The following is a 17,962-nucleotide window of genomic DNA, read 5'->3' as shown; positions in this document are numbered from 1 at the left end:
GGCATTGACATGGCGGGGACGGCAGCAATACCAATCCCCGCCTCCACCATTCCCAGCATCGTGGTGACGTGGCGCGTCTCGCAGATCCCCGGGCGCTCCGGCTTAATATGGCCGAGCATCTGATCGAGCAGATTCCGGTTGCCCGATGTAATGTCCAGGCTGATGTAATCCTGCTGATAAAACGCCTGCCAGGTCAGACTTTTGCGTCCCGCCAGCGGATGATCGCGACGACACGCGGCGACATACACATCCTCCACCAGCGGAATAAAGGTGAGATCTGGCTGCAGGCTCCTCGCAAAACAGATACCAAAATCCGCCTGCCCGCTGGCCACCGCGTCAATGACATTGCCCGCGCTGCTGTCGATAAGCTTGATGCGCACGCGCGGATAGCGGCGATGAAACTGGCGGATCACCTCCGGCATAAAATGGCAGGCCGCCGAAGGCACGGTGGCAACGGTAATTAGCCCGGTGCGCTCCTCGCTCACCTTGTCGATATCCGCCAGCATCGTTTCCACATTTTCCAGAAGCTGCCCGCAGCGGTCGGCAAAGGTCTGCCCGAAGAGCGTCAGCGTCACGCGCCGGGTGGTTCTGTCGAACAGTTTCGCGCCGACGGCGGTCTCCAGCTTTTCAATGCGGCGGCTTAAGGCGGACTGGGAGAGGCAGATAGATTCCGCGGCAATACGGAAGTTACCGTACTCCACCAGCGCTCGGAAGGCATAAAGATCGTTGAGGTCGAAATTGACGGGCATAGATTCTGGCAATCCTTAGCGCTTTCTGGAAACTCGAATATTCATAATAGCGACTTATGAATCAGCGGCAACCTCCACCGCTGATGCATATCCAGAAAGCGCGATGCGCCTTAGTGGGAGTCGATATATGACTCGGTCACCGAATCCACCAGCGCCATCTCTTCGCGGCTCAGCAGCATCTCAATATTCACCAGAATAATCATTCGACTGTCGAGCACGCCCAGCCCAAGCAGGTAGCGGCCAGAGAGCACCGAGGCCACGTCCGGGGTCGGCTTGATGTTATCCACATCTATCGACAGCACGTCTGCCACACCGTCAACCACGATACCTACCACGCGATCGTTCAGATTGAGCACGATGACCACTGTTTTGTCGTCCTGTGACGGGTCGGGCAGATCAAAGCGTACGCGCAGATCGACAATCGGCACAATCACGCCGCGCAGGTTGGTTACGCCGGTAATAAAGTTCGGCGCGTTCGGAATGCGCGTGAGGCGATCGCAGCCTCGGATCTCCTGCACTTTAAGAATATCAATGCCGTACTCTTCATCGCCCAGGCGGAATACGAGGTACTCCTGGGCGATGGCGTCGGTTGCGGCGGGTTTACTGGCGGTTGCTACAGTCATGCATTTACCCCCTCCCTCTGGGGTTGTGGAGGGTTGAGCGTTGAAAGCTCAACCACATCAAGGATCAGCGCCACGCTGCCATCACCGAGGATGGTCGCTGCAGAGACGCCAGGCACTTTGCGATAGTTATGTTCGAGGTTCTTAACCACAACCTGCTGCTGGCCGATAAGCTGATCGACCCACAGCGCATAGCGGCAGCCCGCGCTTTGCACAATAACCACAATGCCGTCATCGGCAGGCGCTTCGCCCGCCACCGAGAGACGCTGGCGTAGCAGCACCAGCGGCAGATATTCGCCGCGCACCTGTAAAAGGCGCTCTTCGCCGACAAAGCGGCACAGCATGTCGTCGGTCGGCCGCAGCGACTCCATCACCGCGCCCAGCGGCAGGACGTAAATCTCGTCCGCCACCTTCACCAGCATGCCGTCGAGGATCGCCAGCGTCAGCGGCAGAATAATGCGAATGGTGGTCCCGGCCCCCGGCGTCGAGAGCACGTCCACGTGGCCGCCCATCGCCAGGATGTTGCGTCGCACTACGTCCATGCCGACGCCACGCCCGGAGACATCCGTCACGCTCTCGGCGGTAGAGAAACCGGCGGCGAAGATCAGCATCCATACGTCGTCATCACTCATGGTGTCGCTGATGGTCATCCCCTGAGAGCGGGCTTTGGCGAGAATTTTCTCCCGGTTCAGCCCCGCACCGTCGTCGCTAACCTCAATCACGATATTGCCGCCGTGGTGTTCGGCTGAAAGCGTCAGGTTCCCGGTCACCGGTTTGCCTTTTGCGGCGCGCACCTCTTTCTCTTCAATGCCATGGTCGAGGCTGTTACGCACCAGGTGGGTAAGCGGGTCGATAATGCGCTCAATCAGGCTCTTATCCAGCTCGGCGGAGCCGCCTTTCAGGGTCAGTTCCTCCTCTTTATTCAGGCGAGCGCCCAGGTCGTGCACCAGACGCGGAAAGCGGCTAAAGACGTAGTCCATCGGCATCATACGGATGGACATCACCGACTCCTGCAGCTCGCGGGTGTTGCGCTCCATCTGCGCCACGCAGCCGGACAGCAGATCGTAGCTGGCCGGATCGAGGGTTTTCGACAGCTGGGAGAGCATTGCCTGGGTGATAATCAGCTCCCCGACCTGGTTGATGATCTGGTCGACTTTACTCACCGCCACGCGAATGCTGCCCGACTCCTGACTGGCTGCGCGTGGTGCGGGTGGCGCTTTTTTAATAACGGTTTGAGGTAGCGCAGCAGGCGTTGGTACCGGCGGAGTGGCTTCTGCAGAACGTATCTCAATCTGCTTGCTGTCAAGCACAAAGCAGAGCACGGCAGTGATATCCTCCGCCGAGGCGGTGGTCTGTAGCGTGACCGTCATGCTGTCTGACGTCGCCTCAACGTCTGTCACCTCGCCCATGTTGGTCAGCTCGTCGCGCAGCGTCGTCTGTTCGCGCGCCCCGACGTTACGCAGGGTCACCACCAGTGTGGTTTCCGTTTCCTGCATCGTGCTGGCCGACGCTGGCGCGGGTTCGGCTGGCGTCACAGGCTGCTGGCCTTCAAGAGCAATCTCCCTCAGGGCTTCACAGATATAGCGATAACGGGCTTCATCAGGCTCCTGCGAAGACTGATAGGCTTCCAGCTGCGCTTGCATAATGTCCTTACATTCCAGAAAAAGGTTGATGATTGAGCGACTGAGCGTTCTCTCCCCTGCCCGCGCCTGGTCAAGGAGGTTCTCCAGCAGGTGGGTCGTCTCCTGTAATGCGGTAAAGCCAAAGGTGGCCGCGCCGCCTTTCAGCGAGTGCGCCGCACGAAAGATGGCGTTCAGTTGCTCCTGGTCCGGTGCTTCTATGTCAAGCTGCAGCAAAAGCTGCTCCATCTCAGTCAGCAGTTCTTCCGCCTCGGTAAAGAAGATCTGCGAAAAATCATTCATGTCCATCGGTATAGCCCTGCACATTTTGCAGATTGATATCGCTCAGCACGCTATCTGCACGCTGAGCCTGCGTATCTTCCAGACGGATCTCCTGCTCTTTCGAGCGGCTGAGCACCAGGATGCTGATGCGGCGGTTCACCGCACTGTCCGGGGATGTGTTCTCCAGCGGCATTCGGCTGGCGGTGCCAATCACGCGTAAGAAGCGTTCATCGTTAAGGCCGCCCCGGACCAACACCCGGCGGGCGGCATTTGCGCGCCCGGCGGATAGCTCCCAGTTGCTGTATCCGCCGTCGCCACCGGCATACAGCAGCGAATCGGTGTGCCCCGTCAGGCTCAACGCGTTTGGCAACTCCTGCAGCAGCGGCACCAGCGCCTGCAGAATGCCGTTCATGTAGGATTCCGGCAGTTCGCTGCCGACGCGGAACATCGGGCGGTCGTGCGAGTCGGTGATCTGGATCAGCAGACCGTCGTTGGTGAGGTTGAGCAGAATGTTGGATTTAAAGTTATTCAGCCGCGGATCGGTTTCGATCATCTTCTGCAGCTTCTCTTTCGCCTGCTTCAGGCTTTCGAAGCGCTTGTGCTTATCGATACTGGCAATTTGTCCTTTAAACACCTCACCCTGCCGCTTGAGAATGTCATCCCCTCCGCCGGGAATGACGCTGTCGCTCAGGCTGGTTTTATCGCCGTTGGCCATCGAGGGCTTCAGCGGCATACGGAAGTAATCGGCAATGAGCTCCCTTTCCATGTCCGTGGACTGCGACAGCAGCCACATCACCAGAAAGAACGCCATCATCGCGGTCATAAAATCGGCATAGGCAATCTTCCATGTCCCACCGTGGTGGGCATGTTTCTTTTTCTTACGCTTACGTGAAATGATGACAGGCGTGACGTTCTTCATGCGGCGCCGTCCGAGGTTTTGGTTTTCAGCGTGGCGTTAGATTTGACTTCACGCACGTGCTCTTCCAGCTCTTCAAACGATGGACGTTCGCTGGTAAAGATGGTTTTACGACCAAACTCAACCGCAATCTGCGGGGCATAACCATTCAGGCTGGAGAGCAGCGTCACCTTAATGCACTGCAAAATTTTGACCTGGTCAGAACTCTTCTGGCGCAGCAATGTCGCCAGCGGCAAGACAAAACCATAAGCAATAAGGATCCCGAGGAAGGTGCCCACCAGTGCATGGCCAATCAGCATACCCAGCTCCGCCGCCGGACGATCCGCCGACCCCAGCGCGTTAACCACCCCCATCACCGCCGCTACAATACCGAACGCCGGAAACGCATCGCCTACCGTGTTCAGGCTGTGGGCGGGCACTTCCAGCTCTTCTTCACAGGTTTCTATCTCCTCGTCCATCAGGGCTTCGATTTCATGGGAATTCATGCTGCCGCCAATCATCAGACGGAAGTAGTCGAGGATAAAATTGGCGAGCATCGGGTCGCTCATCAGGCGGGGATAGGCGCTAAAAATATCGCTGTTCTGCGGGTCTTCAATGTCCTTTTCCAGCGACATCAGCCCGTGAACGCGGCTCTGGGAGAGCAGCAGAAACATCAGCGCCATCAAATCCATATACACCGCTTTGTTGTAGCGCTTACCGACAAAGATTTTAACCAGCGCCTTCCCCGTCGACTTCAGGGATTTAATATTGTTGCCGACAATAAACGCCCCAACCCCGGCACCGCCGATAATCAACAGCTCCAGCGGCTGAAACAGCGCCATCAGGTTACCGCCGGACAGAAGAAAACCACCAAAAACGGTCAATATGACAACAAGATAGCCAACAATAACTAACACACTCTCTCCTTTTACTTTTTTGACCGATGCCGGCTGTCCCGGCATCAGGTAAACGCCATCTTGCGCACAGCCGTCCGTCTGGGGTTACGCCGTCATGATTTCCGGCGCGGCAAACGAGCCCAGAAGCCCGGTATTACTCACCTGGGATTTTTTAAGCGCGCGCGACGGCGGGCTGCACAAGCTGCAGGTAAATGGGTTTTTAATAAATTCGGTGGTGACGATAAAACCACCGCCACACACGCTGCAGGCTTTACGCGAAATAATGCCGCAGTCGATAAAGCGTAATAATGTCCAGGCTCGGGTCAGACCCAGCACCGGCTTCTCATCAGAACAGGTACTGCACTGTTCCAGATAAAGACGATAGGTCTTCATCAGCATTTCAATGGAGCGCCCCTGTTCGGTCTTTTGCAAATACAGATAGATGTTGTAGAACATGGAAGAATGAATATTCTGCTCCCATGACATAAACCAGTCTTCGGAAAAGGGCAGCATCCCTTTTGGCGGCGGACAGCCGCGCAACTCTTTATATAAACGAAGCAGGCGACGGCGGCTGAGTGATGTTTCCGATTCCAGCACCTGCATTCTCGCCCCGAGAGAAATTAACCCCATGGCGATATTTACTTCGTCAATTTCCTGCAGCAGACTCTTTTCACCACACATGATTATGCCTCCTCCGCGGTAATGGCATCTTCTTCGCTTAAGGCATTAAGAAGATTGGTCGACAAAATAATGCCGGTGTGAATTTGCTGCAGCGCTTCAATACGCGAATCCTTGGTCAGATTTTCAATCACAACTTCATCGTCAACCCGCAGACGACAGATAAGCTGATTAGTGGTGGCCAGCTTCATTAATTGTGGCAGCGAAAGTTCTTTCAGGTTATCAATTGTGCCTTCAGACAATCCAAGGCGAAAACCCGCCGCAAATTTATCCTGACGGATCAGCTGCTGCGCCAGCAGAAGATAGGACAGGTTAATATCGTGAATATTTTGCAGATACTCGTCAAAATTGGACACAGGCGAAAACTCCCAATGTTATTTAGCCAAAAGCTGGCATGTCAGTTAAGATAGATAACGTTTCCGAACTGATGCAGAGAGTCTTTTGGTATTGATATTCACCAAGGTAAGTCATTCTTCCTCAGTAAATGAGTCAATGCCAAAGGAGGCTGCATCTCAAAACTGGCAAAATCATAAACACTAAGTATTTTCCGAACAAGCGACAGAAATTTCCTCAAATCCACAAATTGATGTTAACTCGTTGATTTTATAAGTTAATAAAGCATTATTAAACGTTATTAAACCTTGATTTTAATGATTAATCCTGCAGAGAAACCAGTATTAACAATATAAATGTTAATATCCTGTAATTCACGTTAAGCTGATTCCATACGGCTTCTTAACCTTTTCACGGCCAGACTATGTAACTGACTCACGCGTGTTTCCGTAATCCCCAGCACCAGCCCAATCTCTTTCATATTCAAATCCTGCAGATAATAGAGCTGTAAAAGCACTTGTTCCCTTTCGGGTATATACTGAATATGCTCAGCGATCCGTTCTATCAAATTTTCTTTGATAGCGTCATTCAGTGGATTAAGCTGTTCATTCTCATCGCCGTTTGTCTCCCAGCTGTCGGCATAATTCTCCTGCAGCTCATCAACCGAGTACATCTGGCTGGCGTTATTATCTGCCAGCATCTGCTGAAATTCCTGCAACGAGACGCCCATGCGTTCGGCGATTTCAGCTTCAGTAGCTTCGCCCCCTTTTTCCTGCTCGATTTGCTGAATAAGCGCGACAATTTCACGCGTATGGGTGCGTACCCGACGTGGAACCCAGTCACTTTCTCTCAGCTCATCTAATAATGCCCATTTCACCCGCTGGGCGATCCACGCCGTAAGCGTTACCCCTTTTTTGGGGTCAAAACTCTCGACTGCACTTAAAAAACCGATTGAGCCCGCCTGAATTAAATCATCCAGCTCGACGCTGGCAGGAAGTCGCTTATGTAAACGCAATGCTTCCTGCCGCACCAGATAGTGATATTTAGACCAGACTACCGATTTATTTTCCAGCCCTTCGGCCGTGTAAATACCATCCACGATTGCATTCCACCTGCTATTCTCTTAAAGAATTATCCGGTGAAATGGCGCATTCAAATAGTGCAATAAGCCTGTATAAAAATGCGCTTTCTGTTACTTCGCTTTTATTAATCATCGCTGCTGAAATATAGCGTTATTAATGCGGCTAATTAACGGGATTAAAAGGTTTCCCACTGGGCCAGGTCCGGCTCTTTCTGACGCTTAACGTTATTCGGCTCAGCGGCAGTTTTCACCCTGGCGCTTTCCTGATTAAGCTGGAATTGCGCGACCAGTTTTTCCAGGGCATCAGACTGGGCTTCCAGTTCGCTCGCCGCCAGCGCCGCCTCTTCCACCATCGCCGCATTCTGCTGGGTCACCAGATCCATTTCGTTAACAGCCTGCGAAATCTGATTAATACCCGCACTCTGCTCGTCCGATGCAGAGGTAATTTCCCCCATGATCTGCGTCACCTGCGAAACCGAGGTCACAATCTCCTGCATCACCGTGCTGGCCTGCCCCACCTGACGTGAACCGATATCGATATTGTTCACGCTGGTATTGATCAGCTGGTTGATCTCTTTGGCCGCATCGGCGCTGCGTTTTGCCAGGTTACGCACTTCTTCGGCAACAACCGCAAAGCCACGTCCCTGCTCTCCGGCACGCGCCGCTTCTACAGCCGCGTTCAGGGCCAGGATGTTGGTCTGATTGGCAATGCTGTCGATCACACCGTTGATATCGGCAATCTGGCGCGAGCTGGTGGTGATCTGAGCCATGATCTGTTCCAGGCTCTGCATCACTTCCCCGCCGTTATGGGCATTGGTGCTGGCGCTTTCCGCCAGTTCACGCGCCGCATGGGCGTTGTCAGCATTCTGACGTACGGTGGTTTTGATCTGCTCCATGCTGGCCGCCGTCTCCTGCAACGCGGCCGCCTGCTCTTCCGTACGGGAGGAGAGATCGTTATTGCCGTGGGCAATCTCCTGGGCGTTGGTGTGGATGCGTAACACGCTCTCACGAATCCCGGACACGGTTTCCGCCAGGGAAGTACGCATCTTCTCCATCTCGTTAAGCATGTTGCCGATTTCATTCTCACTGCCGGCCTCAATCGCTTTACTCAGGTCACCGCCGGAAATACGCTTCAGTACGCCCACCGTCATTGCCATGCGCTGAACCAGAGTCTGGCGCAGCCAGAAGCGGATCACGAACAGCAGTCCAATGGCCAGCAACACGACCACAAGACCCACGCCCACCATAATCTTGTAGCCGCGTTCGGAAGCAAGAATATACCCTTCGCTGACGCGGGCGCTGGCATCGGTATATTGCTCAACCTTATTACGCAGGGTGGTACGCAGCTCCATATCCTGTTCCAGAGAACCGGTATAGCCCGTCGGATTATGCAGATAACCCAGCTTCACTTCCGCGACGTTATAGACCGCGTTAAACGCCGCATTAACCTCGGCGGCCAGACGCTCCTCTTCCGGGGTATTAAACGGCGAGGACATAAAGTCATCCATATTGCGGCGGGCCATTTTCACCACGTTCAGGGTGTGCTTCGCCACGTTCTCCGATACCGGATTACCCAGCGCCGCCTGCAGCATCAGGCCGTTCGTATTCGCCATGACTGCGCTGATGTTATAGGCGGCATCGCGCATCTGATCGTTATTTTCAGCGGCGACGACAATACTTTTAAAATTGCTGTTGTTCGCCACGGCGTTATAAACGGAATAGGCCGTAACGCCGAACAGCATGACGGCAAACAGTCCGATAATAAGCGTGACTGTGCTGTAGATTTTAAGTTTCTTTAACATAGATTCTCACCTGCCGCGCACGGTTTACCCGTACGCGGCGGCGCCTGAAGGAAAGTAAATGGCGAAGTTATTCACTTCACATATTAAACAGACTCATCTTCTGCATATTTTTGTAGACGTACATTGAGGCATTAAAGGCAAGCTCAGACATCTGCGATTCAGCTACCATGGAGACCAGCATGCCGGTATCAGACCCAATCGCATCCTGGACTTTAATGATGGTGTCGTTAATCAGCACGGCACCGGTTGAGTCCAGGGCGGCAATTTGCTGCATGTTGGTCCCCAGCTCGGCCTGCACCTTGCCCAGACGGTCAATGCCTTCATCCACCGCCTGACTGGCAGCTTTAAGCGCGGCGTCCAGTGCGTTTTTATCGATAGGGTCCGCGATTAGTGCCGCCACTGCATCATTTAACACCATGAAAATATCACCGAAGACTTCATCACCGAGATGGCTGGTTTGCATTTCCGCGCCATCCGCAACGGTCTGCTTACGCACCTCATTCCCACCCCGGTAGTTGCCAACCTCATCAAAGGCTGGGGTATCTGTTTTATAGCCGGAGAAAATATAGCGGCCACTGCTGTCACGGCTGTTCGCTAAATCCAGCAGATTTTCACGGATACCTTTGATCTCTTCGCCAAGCGCCCGGCGGTCTTCGTCCGAGTAGGCATCACTATTTGCAGCAACAAGTTTCTCTTTCAGAGTGGTGGTTAACAGGTCGCCTGCACCACTCAAAATATGATCCTGATATTCCAGTGAATTACGTACGCGAGTACGCACACCGCTATAAAGCTCCAGTTGTGCCAGCGCATCCTGTTGTTTGACCGCTTCGGTCGCCGCAGCCGGATCGTCAGAGGCCTTTAATAAGGTTTTCCCGGCAGACATCCGCATGTAAGCATCATTACTCTGGCTCATGCGCTTTGCCATCGACTCAGCGCTTTGCTTGTACATATAAAGCGTACTTAATCGCATTTCTTTGTTCCTTATCTGATCGACAACAGCGCGTCAAACATGGCGTTCGCGGTTTGTAAGAGCTGCGCATTGGCATTGTAATACTGCTTAAACATATCGAGGTTGATGTACTCCTCGTCCATCGTCACGCCCGAGATCTCTTGCTTTATTTCATATTTGCTTCTTAAATCGGTTTCCGCGCTGGCCGCGTCAGATTTCGCCACTCGTGCGCGATCGCCGATGGTACCGACCAGGCTGGCATAAGCTTCACTCAGGGTGTTTTTGCCGATCAGCTTTTCGTTCTGAATCTCCAGCATCTTTTGAAGGTTGTCGTTATCGCCAGGCTCTGCCAATTTATCACCAGCAGCGGCAAATTCTTCCGCACTGGTAATCTTACGTGCCAGGCCTTCTGCGGCACCTGCCATGGGGTTCAAGGTGAATGTGTCCCCAGCAACGGCAGTAGAGGGATTCGGCAGCGTAATTTCAATGCCGTCAAAATTGAGTGTGGGACCAGGCCCAGTCACCACACTTCGCCCGTCTGCCCCGGTCACTTCCCAATCGGGAGCCTTAAAGGTGATGGTGTAATCTTCCGATTTCACCTTTTTATAGTCAGTTACCGTTATCTGCTCTAAGCGATCCTGGCCCTGGTTTTTCGCATTCGCAATGGCTTTGATATCCGGCAGTGAGAAGAGATCTTCACCCGGCGTTCCATCCGGCTTAAAGCCCGCGCGGTTCTGCTCATTCATACGATGCGCCATCATAAAGGCGATCTGATCCAGCTCCTGGCGCGCTACCGTCAGGTCTTCATTACGGAATTTGAACAGCCCGCCCAAACGCCCTTTCGTTATGCTGCTTTCATCAAGCGGCGTGGCGTTACCGCTGGCATCCACGTAGGAGACGATAATTTTATTGGGATCGGCATCCGATGGAGAGGTTTGCAGTTTAGAGGCGGTGGTACCCGAAACCAGCGGACGTCCATCCGACAGCGTCACATCAACGCGTCCGGAATTGGGGTCCTCGTTAACGGTGATCCCCATTTGCGCGCTCAGCTCTTCCAGCAGCATGTCGCGCTGATCGAGAAGGTCGGCAGGCGGCGCGCCGTTACCCTGGGCGCGTTCCAGCTGCCTGTTGATCTCGGCTAGCTGCTGAGTCGCGGTGTTGATATCTTTCGCACTGCGCTCAATCTGCGTGTTGGTGCTCTTTTCCAGCCCGGTCAGACGCTTGGCGCTGGCGTTATAACGGTTGCTCAGCGTGCCGAGCGAGTTATACACCGCCGCACGAGCGGGGCCGTCAGACGGGTCCCCACTTAGTGTCGCCATGGCTTTGAACATATCGTTCATGGATACCGACACGTTATCGGATTCATCGGCAAGCATGTTGTCGATATCCGACAGCTGCTCCATGCGCCCGTTTAACGCAGACCAGCTCGACAGCGAGCCGCGCAGCTGGTTATTGGCGAAGGCATCGTACGCACGTTCAACGCCGACAGCTTTTGCCCCATAGCCGAAAAAGCCCTGCCCCGTCGACATGCCGCCACTTTCACCAATGATCAAATTACGGCGGCTGTAGCCCGCGGACATGCCGTTGGTCAGGTTGTCACCTGTCACCCGTAATGCGGCCTGCGCGACGCTCAGGCCGTTTCTCGCTAAGTTATAAAGATTATTCATAAGATAGACATTCCTGATTGCAGGCCCGGTCTCTCTTTCCGGGCCAGAAAGTTCATGGCTCTGGTTATTTCATCGGTGATTTAAAAAATCTCTAAAACTTCTTTGTCAGAAAAGTGTGTCGATATCGTTTTTATAGGCGTTCACACCCTGCTGAATATAGCCTTTCACCTTCTGAATAATGGAGATGAGCTTTTTGGCGTAGGCCGGATCCGTCGCATAGCCGCCCGCCTGCAGCGCCTTCGCCCCCTGCTCTGGTGAACCGGACTGCACAACCCCACGATAGCGCGGATTTTTAGTCAGCAGCTTCGCGTAATCCGCCAGCGCGTGTTCGTACGAGTCGTAAACGCGGAACGCGGCTTTCACCTTCTGCTTCACACCGTTGAGGTATTCGGTGGTGGTGATCTCGGTAGTTTTGCCGCGCCAGTCGCCGGTGGCCTTGATGCCGAACAGGTTGTGGCTCGGGCGGCCATCCGCCGCCGGGATTTCGCGCTTGCCCCAGCCGGACTCCAGCGCTGCCTGAGCGAGGATCAGGTGCGGATGCAGCCCACTCTGCTGCGCGGCCGCCTGGGCCGGGCGCAGCAGACGGGCAATAAACGGATGCGCCCCTTCAGCCGGTTTAGCGAACGACACCGGCGCAGGCAGGCGAAGTGGCCCGGTGGCCGGCGCCGAAGCAAGATCCGGTCGTATAAAGTCGCGTCCCGGCGTGCTCACCGTTGCGGCAGGTGCCTCACGCTCGCCGCCCAGCTGGCGGACGATAAGATCGGCAAAGCCGAGCTGACCACTCCCGGCAATATTCTGTGCAACCTGCTGATCGTGCATCGCGGTGTACATCTCGGAAGACTGGCTGCTCAGCAGATCGTCCTTAAAGGTGGCATCGCGCATGCTCTTCATCATCATCTGCACGAAAATGCCCTCCATCTGCTTTGCCGCCGCTTTCAGTGCGCCGGGCGTTTGCCGCCCGGCCTCACGTTTTAAGGTATCCAGCGAACGGACATCAAAGGCGGGCTGATCGAGCTTGTCGAAGGCGTTCATCAGTTGACCTCCAGCTTCGCCCGCAGACAACCGGCGTTTTTCATCGCCTGCAGAACCGACATCAGCTCGTTTGGCGTAGCGCCCAGGCTGTTGAGGGCACGGATCACCGCGTTCAGATCGGTACTGCTGCGCACGTGCTGCAGCGAACCGCCGCTGTCGCGCACCGAGATATCGGTCTGCGGTACCACCACCGTCTCCCCGCCGCCAAACGGTGTATCCGGCTGGCTGATAATGTTGTTCTGCATGACCTCTACCGTCAGCGAGCCGTGTGCCACGGCGCAGGAATCGAGCGAGACATGGCGGTTCATCACCACCGAGCCGGTACGCGAGTTCACAATCACCTTCGCGTCCTGCACGTTTACCTTCACCGGGATATCCTGAATGTTGGCCAGGAAGCGTACGCGGGACGGACCGTCCGGCGGTGCGAACAGGCGCACGGTGCGGGCATCTTCCGGCAACGCCGCCCCGCCGCTGTAGCGCTGGTTAATGGCGTCGCTGATCTGCTGCGCCAGCGAGAAATCGGTCTCGTTCAATTGCAGGCGCACAATGCTCTGGGTGGCGAAATCGTTCGGCACTTCCCGCTCGACGGTAGCACCATTGCTGATGCGCCCACCGTTAAGCTGGTTTACCTGCACGCGGCTGCCGCCCGCCTGCGCCCCTGCGCCGGAGATCAAAATGTTGCCCTGGGCGATGGCGTAGATCTGGTTATCCGCCCCTTTCAGCGGGGTCATCAGCAGCGTGCCGCCGCGCAGGCTTTTAGCGTTGCCCACCGAAGAGACCACGATGTCCAGCTTGTCGCCCGGACGGGCAAACGGCGGCAACTCGGCGGTGACCATCACCGCCGCGATATTTTTCAGCTGCATATTGGTGCCCGGCGGGACGGTGATCCCCAGCTGCGAGAGCATGTTGTTCAGGCTCTGGCCGGTGAACGGGGCCTGCATGGTCTGGTCGCCGGTACCGTCAAGGCCGACAATCAGGCCGTAGCCCATCAGGGAGTTGGAACGCACACCCTGTACCGTCGCCAGATCGCGGATACGTTCCGCGTGGACCACTTTGGGTACCGCCAGCGTCATGCCATAGAGCAGGATGCTGAGAAAAAACAGGATAGATTCTTTTTTCATGGTCATATCAGAAAGGAGAAAGGTTCAGGAACAGGCGTTGCAGCCAGCCCATGTTCTGCGCTTCGTTGATGTAGCCGTTGCCGACGTACTCAATGCGCGCATCCGCCACCTGGGTGGACGGCACGGTGTTGCTGCCGCTGATGGTGCGCGGGTTCACCACCCCGGAGAAGCGGATGAATTCGGTGCCCTGGTTGATGGCGATCTGCTTCTCACCCACCACGCCGAGGTTGCCGTTGGGCAGCAGCTCTTTCACGGTCACAGTGATGGTGCCGGTAAAGGTGTTACGCGCCGCCGCGCCGCCCTTGCCTGCGAAATCGTTTTTACCTTCGGCTTCAAAATCCGCTTTGCCATCACCCAGCCAGCTGTTGAGTTTCGAGGGTACCGCGATCAGCCCCATACCGGCCGATCCATTACGGTTGGCACTGGCGGAGGAACTTTTGCTGGCGCTCACGTTCTCCTGCAGCAGGATCGTCAGCGTATCGCCCACGTTACGCGGGCGGCGGTCTTCGAACATCGGCTGATAGCCGTAGTTCATCCCCTGCCCTGCCTGAAACAGTGAACCGCCGGTCGCTGCCGGTGCCATCGGTAATGGTGTTGCCGTGGTAGGACCCTCGACGAGGGGCTTTTGCATAATGTGCGCGCAGCCACTGAGCAGCAGTGTGCTTGCCAGCAGCGCGGCCGCCGGAATGTGCATAGACAATATTTTCATTTCAGTGTCGATAAAATGTCTGGCCGCGTAAGCGGCCAGAGAGAGGATTACAGCTGGGAAAGACGCTGCAGCATCTGGTCAGATGCCGAAACCGCCTTGCTGTTGATTTCATAGGCGCGCTGAACCTGAATCATGGTCACCAGCTCTTCCGCCACGTTGACGTTGGAGCCTTCCACATACTTCTGTTTCAGCGTACCCGCACTTTCCATACCCGGATTCAGCTCATTCGGTGCACCAGAGGACTGTGTTTCTTTGTAGAGGTTGCCGCCGATGCTCTCCAGCCCGGAGTTGTTCACAAAGGTGGTGACCGTAAGCTGACCAATTTGCTGCTCTTCCGCCTGGCCTGGCACCTTGACGCTGACAATGCCATCGCTGCCAATGGTCAGGCTCGTGGCGTCAGCAGGGATAACAATCCCCGGCTGAATGGGGTAACCTTCCGCGGTGACCAGCTGTCCATCAGCATTTTTGCCTAACTTACCGTCACGGGTATACGCCGTGCTGCCGTCCGGCATCTGCACCTGGAAAAAGCCTTCCCCTTCTATGGCTACGTCGTATTCATCACCGGTCATGTTCGGCACACCCTGAGTATGAATGCGCTGGGTAGAGACCGGACGGACGCCGGTACCCAGCTGCAGGCCGCTCGGCAGGGTGTTCTGCTCGGTCGCCTGCGCGCCAGGCTGGCGCATGTTCTGATAGAGCAGATCCTGAAACACGGCGCGCTGACGCTTAAAGCCGTTGGTGTTGACGTTCGCCAGGTTATTGGAGATGACGTCCATATTGAGCTGCTGTGCTTCCAGCCCGGTTTTTGCGATCCATAAAGAACGAATCATAGTGACTCCTTGCGCGGCCTTAGCTCACGCTTAATAGCTGGTTGGCCTTCTGGGCATTTTCGTCGGCGGTGCGGATCACCTTCATATTCATGTCGAAGCCGCGGGAGTTGGCGATCATCTGCGTCATGGCCTGCACCGGGCTGACGTTGCTGCCCTCGATGGCCTCCGGCGTCAGACGCAGGGTTTCGTCCTGCGCCAGCCTCTCGCCGTCCACGGTGCGGAACAGTCCGTCATCGCCGTGAACCATGCTGTTCATCTCCGCGTTGACCAGCTTGAGGCGACCAACCGGCACCAGCATCGTCGGGTCATCGCCCATACCGAGCGCCGACACGGTGCCATCGCTGCCGATGGTGACGTGAGACTGCGGCGGTACTTCGAGCGGCCCGCCGTCGCCCATCAGCGGACGGCCGTTGACGCTGAGCGCCCCGTCCTGATCCACGTCAATTGCGCCGTTACGGGTGTAGCCTTCGCTGCCGTCGTCCATCGCTACCGCCAGCCAGCCGTTCTGCGGCAAAGCCACGTCCAGGCTGCGCCCGGTGTGGGTGATCGGCCCCATGGTGGTGTCGTGAAACGGCGTAGACTCCGCCACCAGCGCGCGGGTGCGCAGGGTTTCCCCTTCAATGGGTACCGAACGGAAGGCCGCCAGCTGGGCGCGAAAGCCCGCAGTGGAGCTGTTCGCCAGATTGTTTGAGGTGACCGCCTGGCGGTTGAGCGCCGCGTTCGCGGCACTCATGGCGGTATAGATAGCGCGATCCATCGTTCAGCCTTAACGCAGGTTAACCAGCGTCTGCAGAACTTCAGACTGGGTTTTGATGGTTTGTGAGTTGGACTGGTAGTTGCGCTGGTAGACGATCATGTTGACCATCTCGTCCCCGAGGTTGACGTTGGAGGATTCCAGCATACCGCCCTTCATGCTACCGAAGCTGCCAGAACCCGAGGTGCCGAAAAACGGCTGGCCGGACTGCACGGTCTCCGCCCACAGGTTGTTACCCTGCTGCGCCAGACCACCCACGTTGGCAAAGTCTGCCAGTACTACCTGCGCCACGGTCTGACGTTTGCCGTTGCTGTAGATGGCGATGACTTCACCGGTGTCGCTGACCTGGTAGCTGTTGAATTTGCCCGGTGCCTGGCCGTCAATTTCACCCAGCATCACCTGAGTATCGCCGGCGTTTTGGGTGAGGGCGCTAAGATCGATATCCACTTCAAGCGCGTTAGAACCGTTGTACTCCTTACCTTTAACGGTCAATGTTGTCGGCGTTTTCATCGAGCCATCGGGGTTGAACTCAATTGGCACAGGAGTCATTGCTCCGTCTGGCGCAGTGGAGTCTTCCGCATACACGTCCCACTTACCTTCACCGGTATGCACGTAGTACATCTTAATCGTGTGCTTATTACCCAGGCTGTCGGTAGCCGTCACTTCACTGATATGGTTATAGGTCTCTTTATCGGTAGGGTCAAAACCAGGCGTCCCAGGAATGATCTTGTCATCCGACTTCAGGTTGCCATTCACCGACCCTGTAGTCGAGGCCACTGGCGGCATATCGTCCTTCGGAATGCGGATCGGCCCCACCTGGGAACCCGGGTTAATGACCCCGTTAATGGCCTGATAGCCGGTTAAAAACATGCCGTTCACTTTATTAATAATGGCGCCGTTTTCGTTCTCGGTGAACTCGCCATTACGCCCGTAGAAAACGCTGCCCGCTTCATCCGTCATGCGGAAAAAGCCCCGGCCATTGATCATCATATCCAGAGCAGAACCGCCCATCCCAGGACCACCCTGAGTAAAGTTCTGGCTCACGCCCCCCACCTGCACCCCCATCCCCACCGAACCGGCAAAAATATCGGAGAAGGAGACGGAACCCGCTTTAAAACCGACTGTCTGCGAGTTGGCGATGTTGTTACCCACCACATCAAGTGCTTTTGCCGCGGCGCTGAGGCCGCTAAGACCTTGTGAAAAACCCATAATTAATTTCCAGAAGTAAGTAATGACTATTTTTGAACAACAAACACCTGACTCAGGTCAATCGGATCGTGATTGAGCAGATGCAGGATCGGCCCGGTTTCGCTCATGGTGACCCCTTGCACCTGCTCCTGAACCAGCCCGAAGATTTGCGGCTTCTCACCTTCCGGGTTGCTGGCGTCAAAAGAGAGGGTGTATTCGCGATCGCGCGGCGGGCCCGGCTCCGGCTTGAAGTTTTCCAGATCGTCGAGATTGAATTTGTTCATCCCCGACTTCACGTTCTTAATCTCTGCGGTGTACGCATTGCCCTCAGAATCTTCCAGCGTCACGGTGACGGTCGCGGCATCGCCTACCAGCGCGAACTGGAAGTCGTCCGAGGCCTCAGGCTCTACACCGACCTGATGGATACCGATTTCAGAATTACCGAAGGAGACTTTCGGATCTCCCTCAATCAGCACGCTGCGCCCTATCCAGGAGGAGGCGCTCATGCTGCTGAGATTGATCATCATCGCCTGCACGCCCGCTACCGATTTGTTGAGGTTCTCGACCCCTGCCGCCATGTTGAACTGCGCCAGCTGCGTGGTGAGCTGGTTGTTGTCCATCGGGTTGGTGGGATCCTGGTTTTTCATCTGCGCCACCAGCATCGTCATAAACTGATTCGACAAGTCCGCCGCGCTGTTGCCCGTACCGGTACCGCCCGTACCGCTGTTGTTGTTAATCGAAGAGACCGCCATATGCG

17 protein-coding genes and 1 pseudogene are annotated in these 17,962 nt (G+C 55.7%); all 18 read right to left on the bottom strand.

Going from position 1 to position 17,962, the window contains the following annotated elements; genetic code table 11:
- Positions 1-701 (bottom strand): annotated as a pseudogene (locus tag AX755_RS21175) (LysR family transcriptional regulator); the annotation flags it as partial.
- A gap of 158 nt (positions 702-859) precedes the next feature.
- Positions 860-1,372: a chemotaxis protein CheW gene (locus AX755_RS21170; RefSeq protein WP_013097765.1), complete on the bottom strand. Its 513-nt coding sequence runs from the start codon at positions 1,370-1,372 to the stop codon at positions 860-862.
- A complete protein-coding gene (gene cheA / locus AX755_RS21165) occupies positions 1,369-3,297 on the bottom strand; it encodes a chemotaxis protein CheA (RefSeq protein ID WP_062857400.1) in 1,929 nt (642 codons plus the stop codon). The genes AX755_RS21170 and cheA overlap by 4 nt, the downstream gene beginning before the upstream one ends.
- Positions 3,284-4,189 carry a flagellar motor protein MotB gene (motB, locus tag AX755_RS21160; protein ID WP_062857399.1) on the bottom strand — a complete coding sequence of 302 codons (906 nt, stop codon included), beginning with the start codon at positions 4,187-4,189 and terminating at the stop codon, positions 3,284-3,286. Before motB ends, cheA begins: the two co-directional genes overlap by 14 nt.
- Positions 4,186-5,082 carry a flagellar motor stator protein MotA gene (motA, locus tag AX755_RS21155; protein ID WP_029882545.1) on the bottom strand — a complete coding sequence of 299 codons (897 nt, stop codon included), beginning with the start codon at positions 5,080-5,082 and terminating at the stop codon, positions 4,186-4,188. The genes motB and motA overlap by 4 nt, the downstream gene beginning before the upstream one ends.
- Before the next feature lie 84 nt (positions 5,083-5,166).
- Positions 5,167-5,742: a flagellar transcriptional regulator FlhC gene (gene flhC, locus AX755_RS21150; RefSeq protein WP_048971638.1), complete on the bottom strand. Its 576-nt coding sequence runs from the start codon at positions 5,740-5,742 to the stop codon at positions 5,167-5,169.
- 2 nt (positions 5,743-5,744) lie between these two features.
- Positions 5,745-6,095 (bottom strand): flagellar transcriptional regulator FlhD, encoded by a 351-nt coding sequence (gene flhD, locus AX755_RS21145; protein ID WP_013097770.1) that lies wholly within the window; start codon positions 6,093-6,095, stop codon positions 5,745-5,747.
- Positions 6,096-6,451: 356 nt separating this feature from the next.
- Positions 6,452-7,171, bottom strand: a complete 720-nt coding sequence (gene fliA / locus AX755_RS21140) for an RNA polymerase sigma factor FliA (protein WP_029882543.1) — start codon at positions 7,169-7,171, stop codon at positions 6,452-6,454.
- Between the two features lie 158 nt (positions 7,172-7,329).
- Complete coding sequence (locus AX755_RS21135; RefSeq protein WP_062857398.1) at positions 7,330-8,955, bottom strand: methyl-accepting chemotaxis protein; 1,626 nt, start codon at positions 8,953-8,955, stop codon at positions 7,330-7,332.
- 76 nt (positions 8,956-9,031) lie between these two features.
- Positions 9,032-9,925 carry a flagellar hook-associated protein FlgL gene (flgL, locus tag AX755_RS21130; protein ID WP_050860209.1) on the bottom strand — a complete coding sequence of 298 codons (894 nt, stop codon included), beginning with the start codon at positions 9,923-9,925 and terminating at the stop codon, positions 9,032-9,034.
- Positions 9,926-9,936: 11 nt separating this feature from the next.
- The gene (flgK, locus tag AX755_RS21125) at positions 9,937-11,571 is read right to left on the bottom strand and encodes a flagellar hook-associated protein FlgK (protein WP_062857397.1); all 1,635 of its coding nucleotides are present in this window, start codon (positions 11,569-11,571) and stop codon (positions 9,937-9,939) included.
- A 105-nt stretch (positions 11,572-11,676) separates the two neighbouring features.
- Positions 11,677-12,603, bottom strand: coding sequence for a flagellar assembly peptidoglycan hydrolase FlgJ (flgJ, locus tag AX755_RS21120; RefSeq protein WP_062857396.1), 927 nt, complete (start codon positions 12,601-12,603; stop codon positions 11,677-11,679).
- Positions 12,603-13,730: a flagellar basal body P-ring protein FlgI gene (locus tag AX755_RS21115; RefSeq protein WP_062857395.1), complete on the bottom strand. Its 1,128-nt coding sequence runs from the start codon at positions 13,728-13,730 to the stop codon at positions 12,603-12,605. Before AX755_RS21115 ends, flgJ begins: the two co-directional genes overlap by 1 nt.
- Position 13,731: 1 nt before the next feature.
- Positions 13,732-14,418 carry a flagellar basal body L-ring protein FlgH gene (locus AX755_RS21110; protein WP_072094995.1) on the bottom strand — a complete coding sequence of 229 codons (687 nt, stop codon included), beginning with the start codon at positions 14,416-14,418 and terminating at the stop codon, positions 13,732-13,734.
- A gap of 62 nt (positions 14,419-14,480) precedes the next feature.
- Positions 14,481-15,263, bottom strand: coding sequence for a flagellar basal-body rod protein FlgG (gene flgG, locus AX755_RS21105; RefSeq protein ID WP_046888426.1), 783 nt, complete (start codon positions 15,261-15,263; stop codon positions 14,481-14,483).
- A 19-nt stretch (positions 15,264-15,282) separates the two neighbouring features.
- Positions 15,283-16,020 (bottom strand): flagellar basal body rod protein FlgF, encoded by a 738-nt coding sequence (locus AX755_RS21100; RefSeq protein WP_046888425.1) that lies wholly within the window; start codon positions 16,018-16,020, stop codon positions 15,283-15,285.
- 9 nt (positions 16,021-16,029) lie between these two features.
- Positions 16,030-17,226 carry a flagellar hook protein FlgE gene (gene flgE / locus AX755_RS21095; protein ID WP_050860211.1) on the bottom strand — a complete coding sequence of 399 codons (1,197 nt, stop codon included), beginning with the start codon at positions 17,224-17,226 and terminating at the stop codon, positions 16,030-16,032.
- A 26-nt stretch (positions 17,227-17,252) separates the two neighbouring features.
- Complete coding sequence (locus AX755_RS21090; protein ID WP_046888423.1) at positions 17,253-17,957, bottom strand: flagellar hook assembly protein FlgD; 705 nt, start codon at positions 17,955-17,957, stop codon at positions 17,253-17,255.
- Positions 17,958-17,962 lie beyond the last annotated feature (5 nt).

It is taken from the genome of Enterobacter sp. SENG-6, assembly GCF_001605945.1.
Classification (GTDB): Bacteria; Pseudomonadota; Gammaproteobacteria; order Enterobacterales; family Enterobacteriaceae; genus Enterobacter; species Enterobacter cloacae.
The sequence above is the reverse complement of the archived record's forward strand: the minus strand, read 5'-3'. Positions and strand labels throughout refer to the sequence as shown.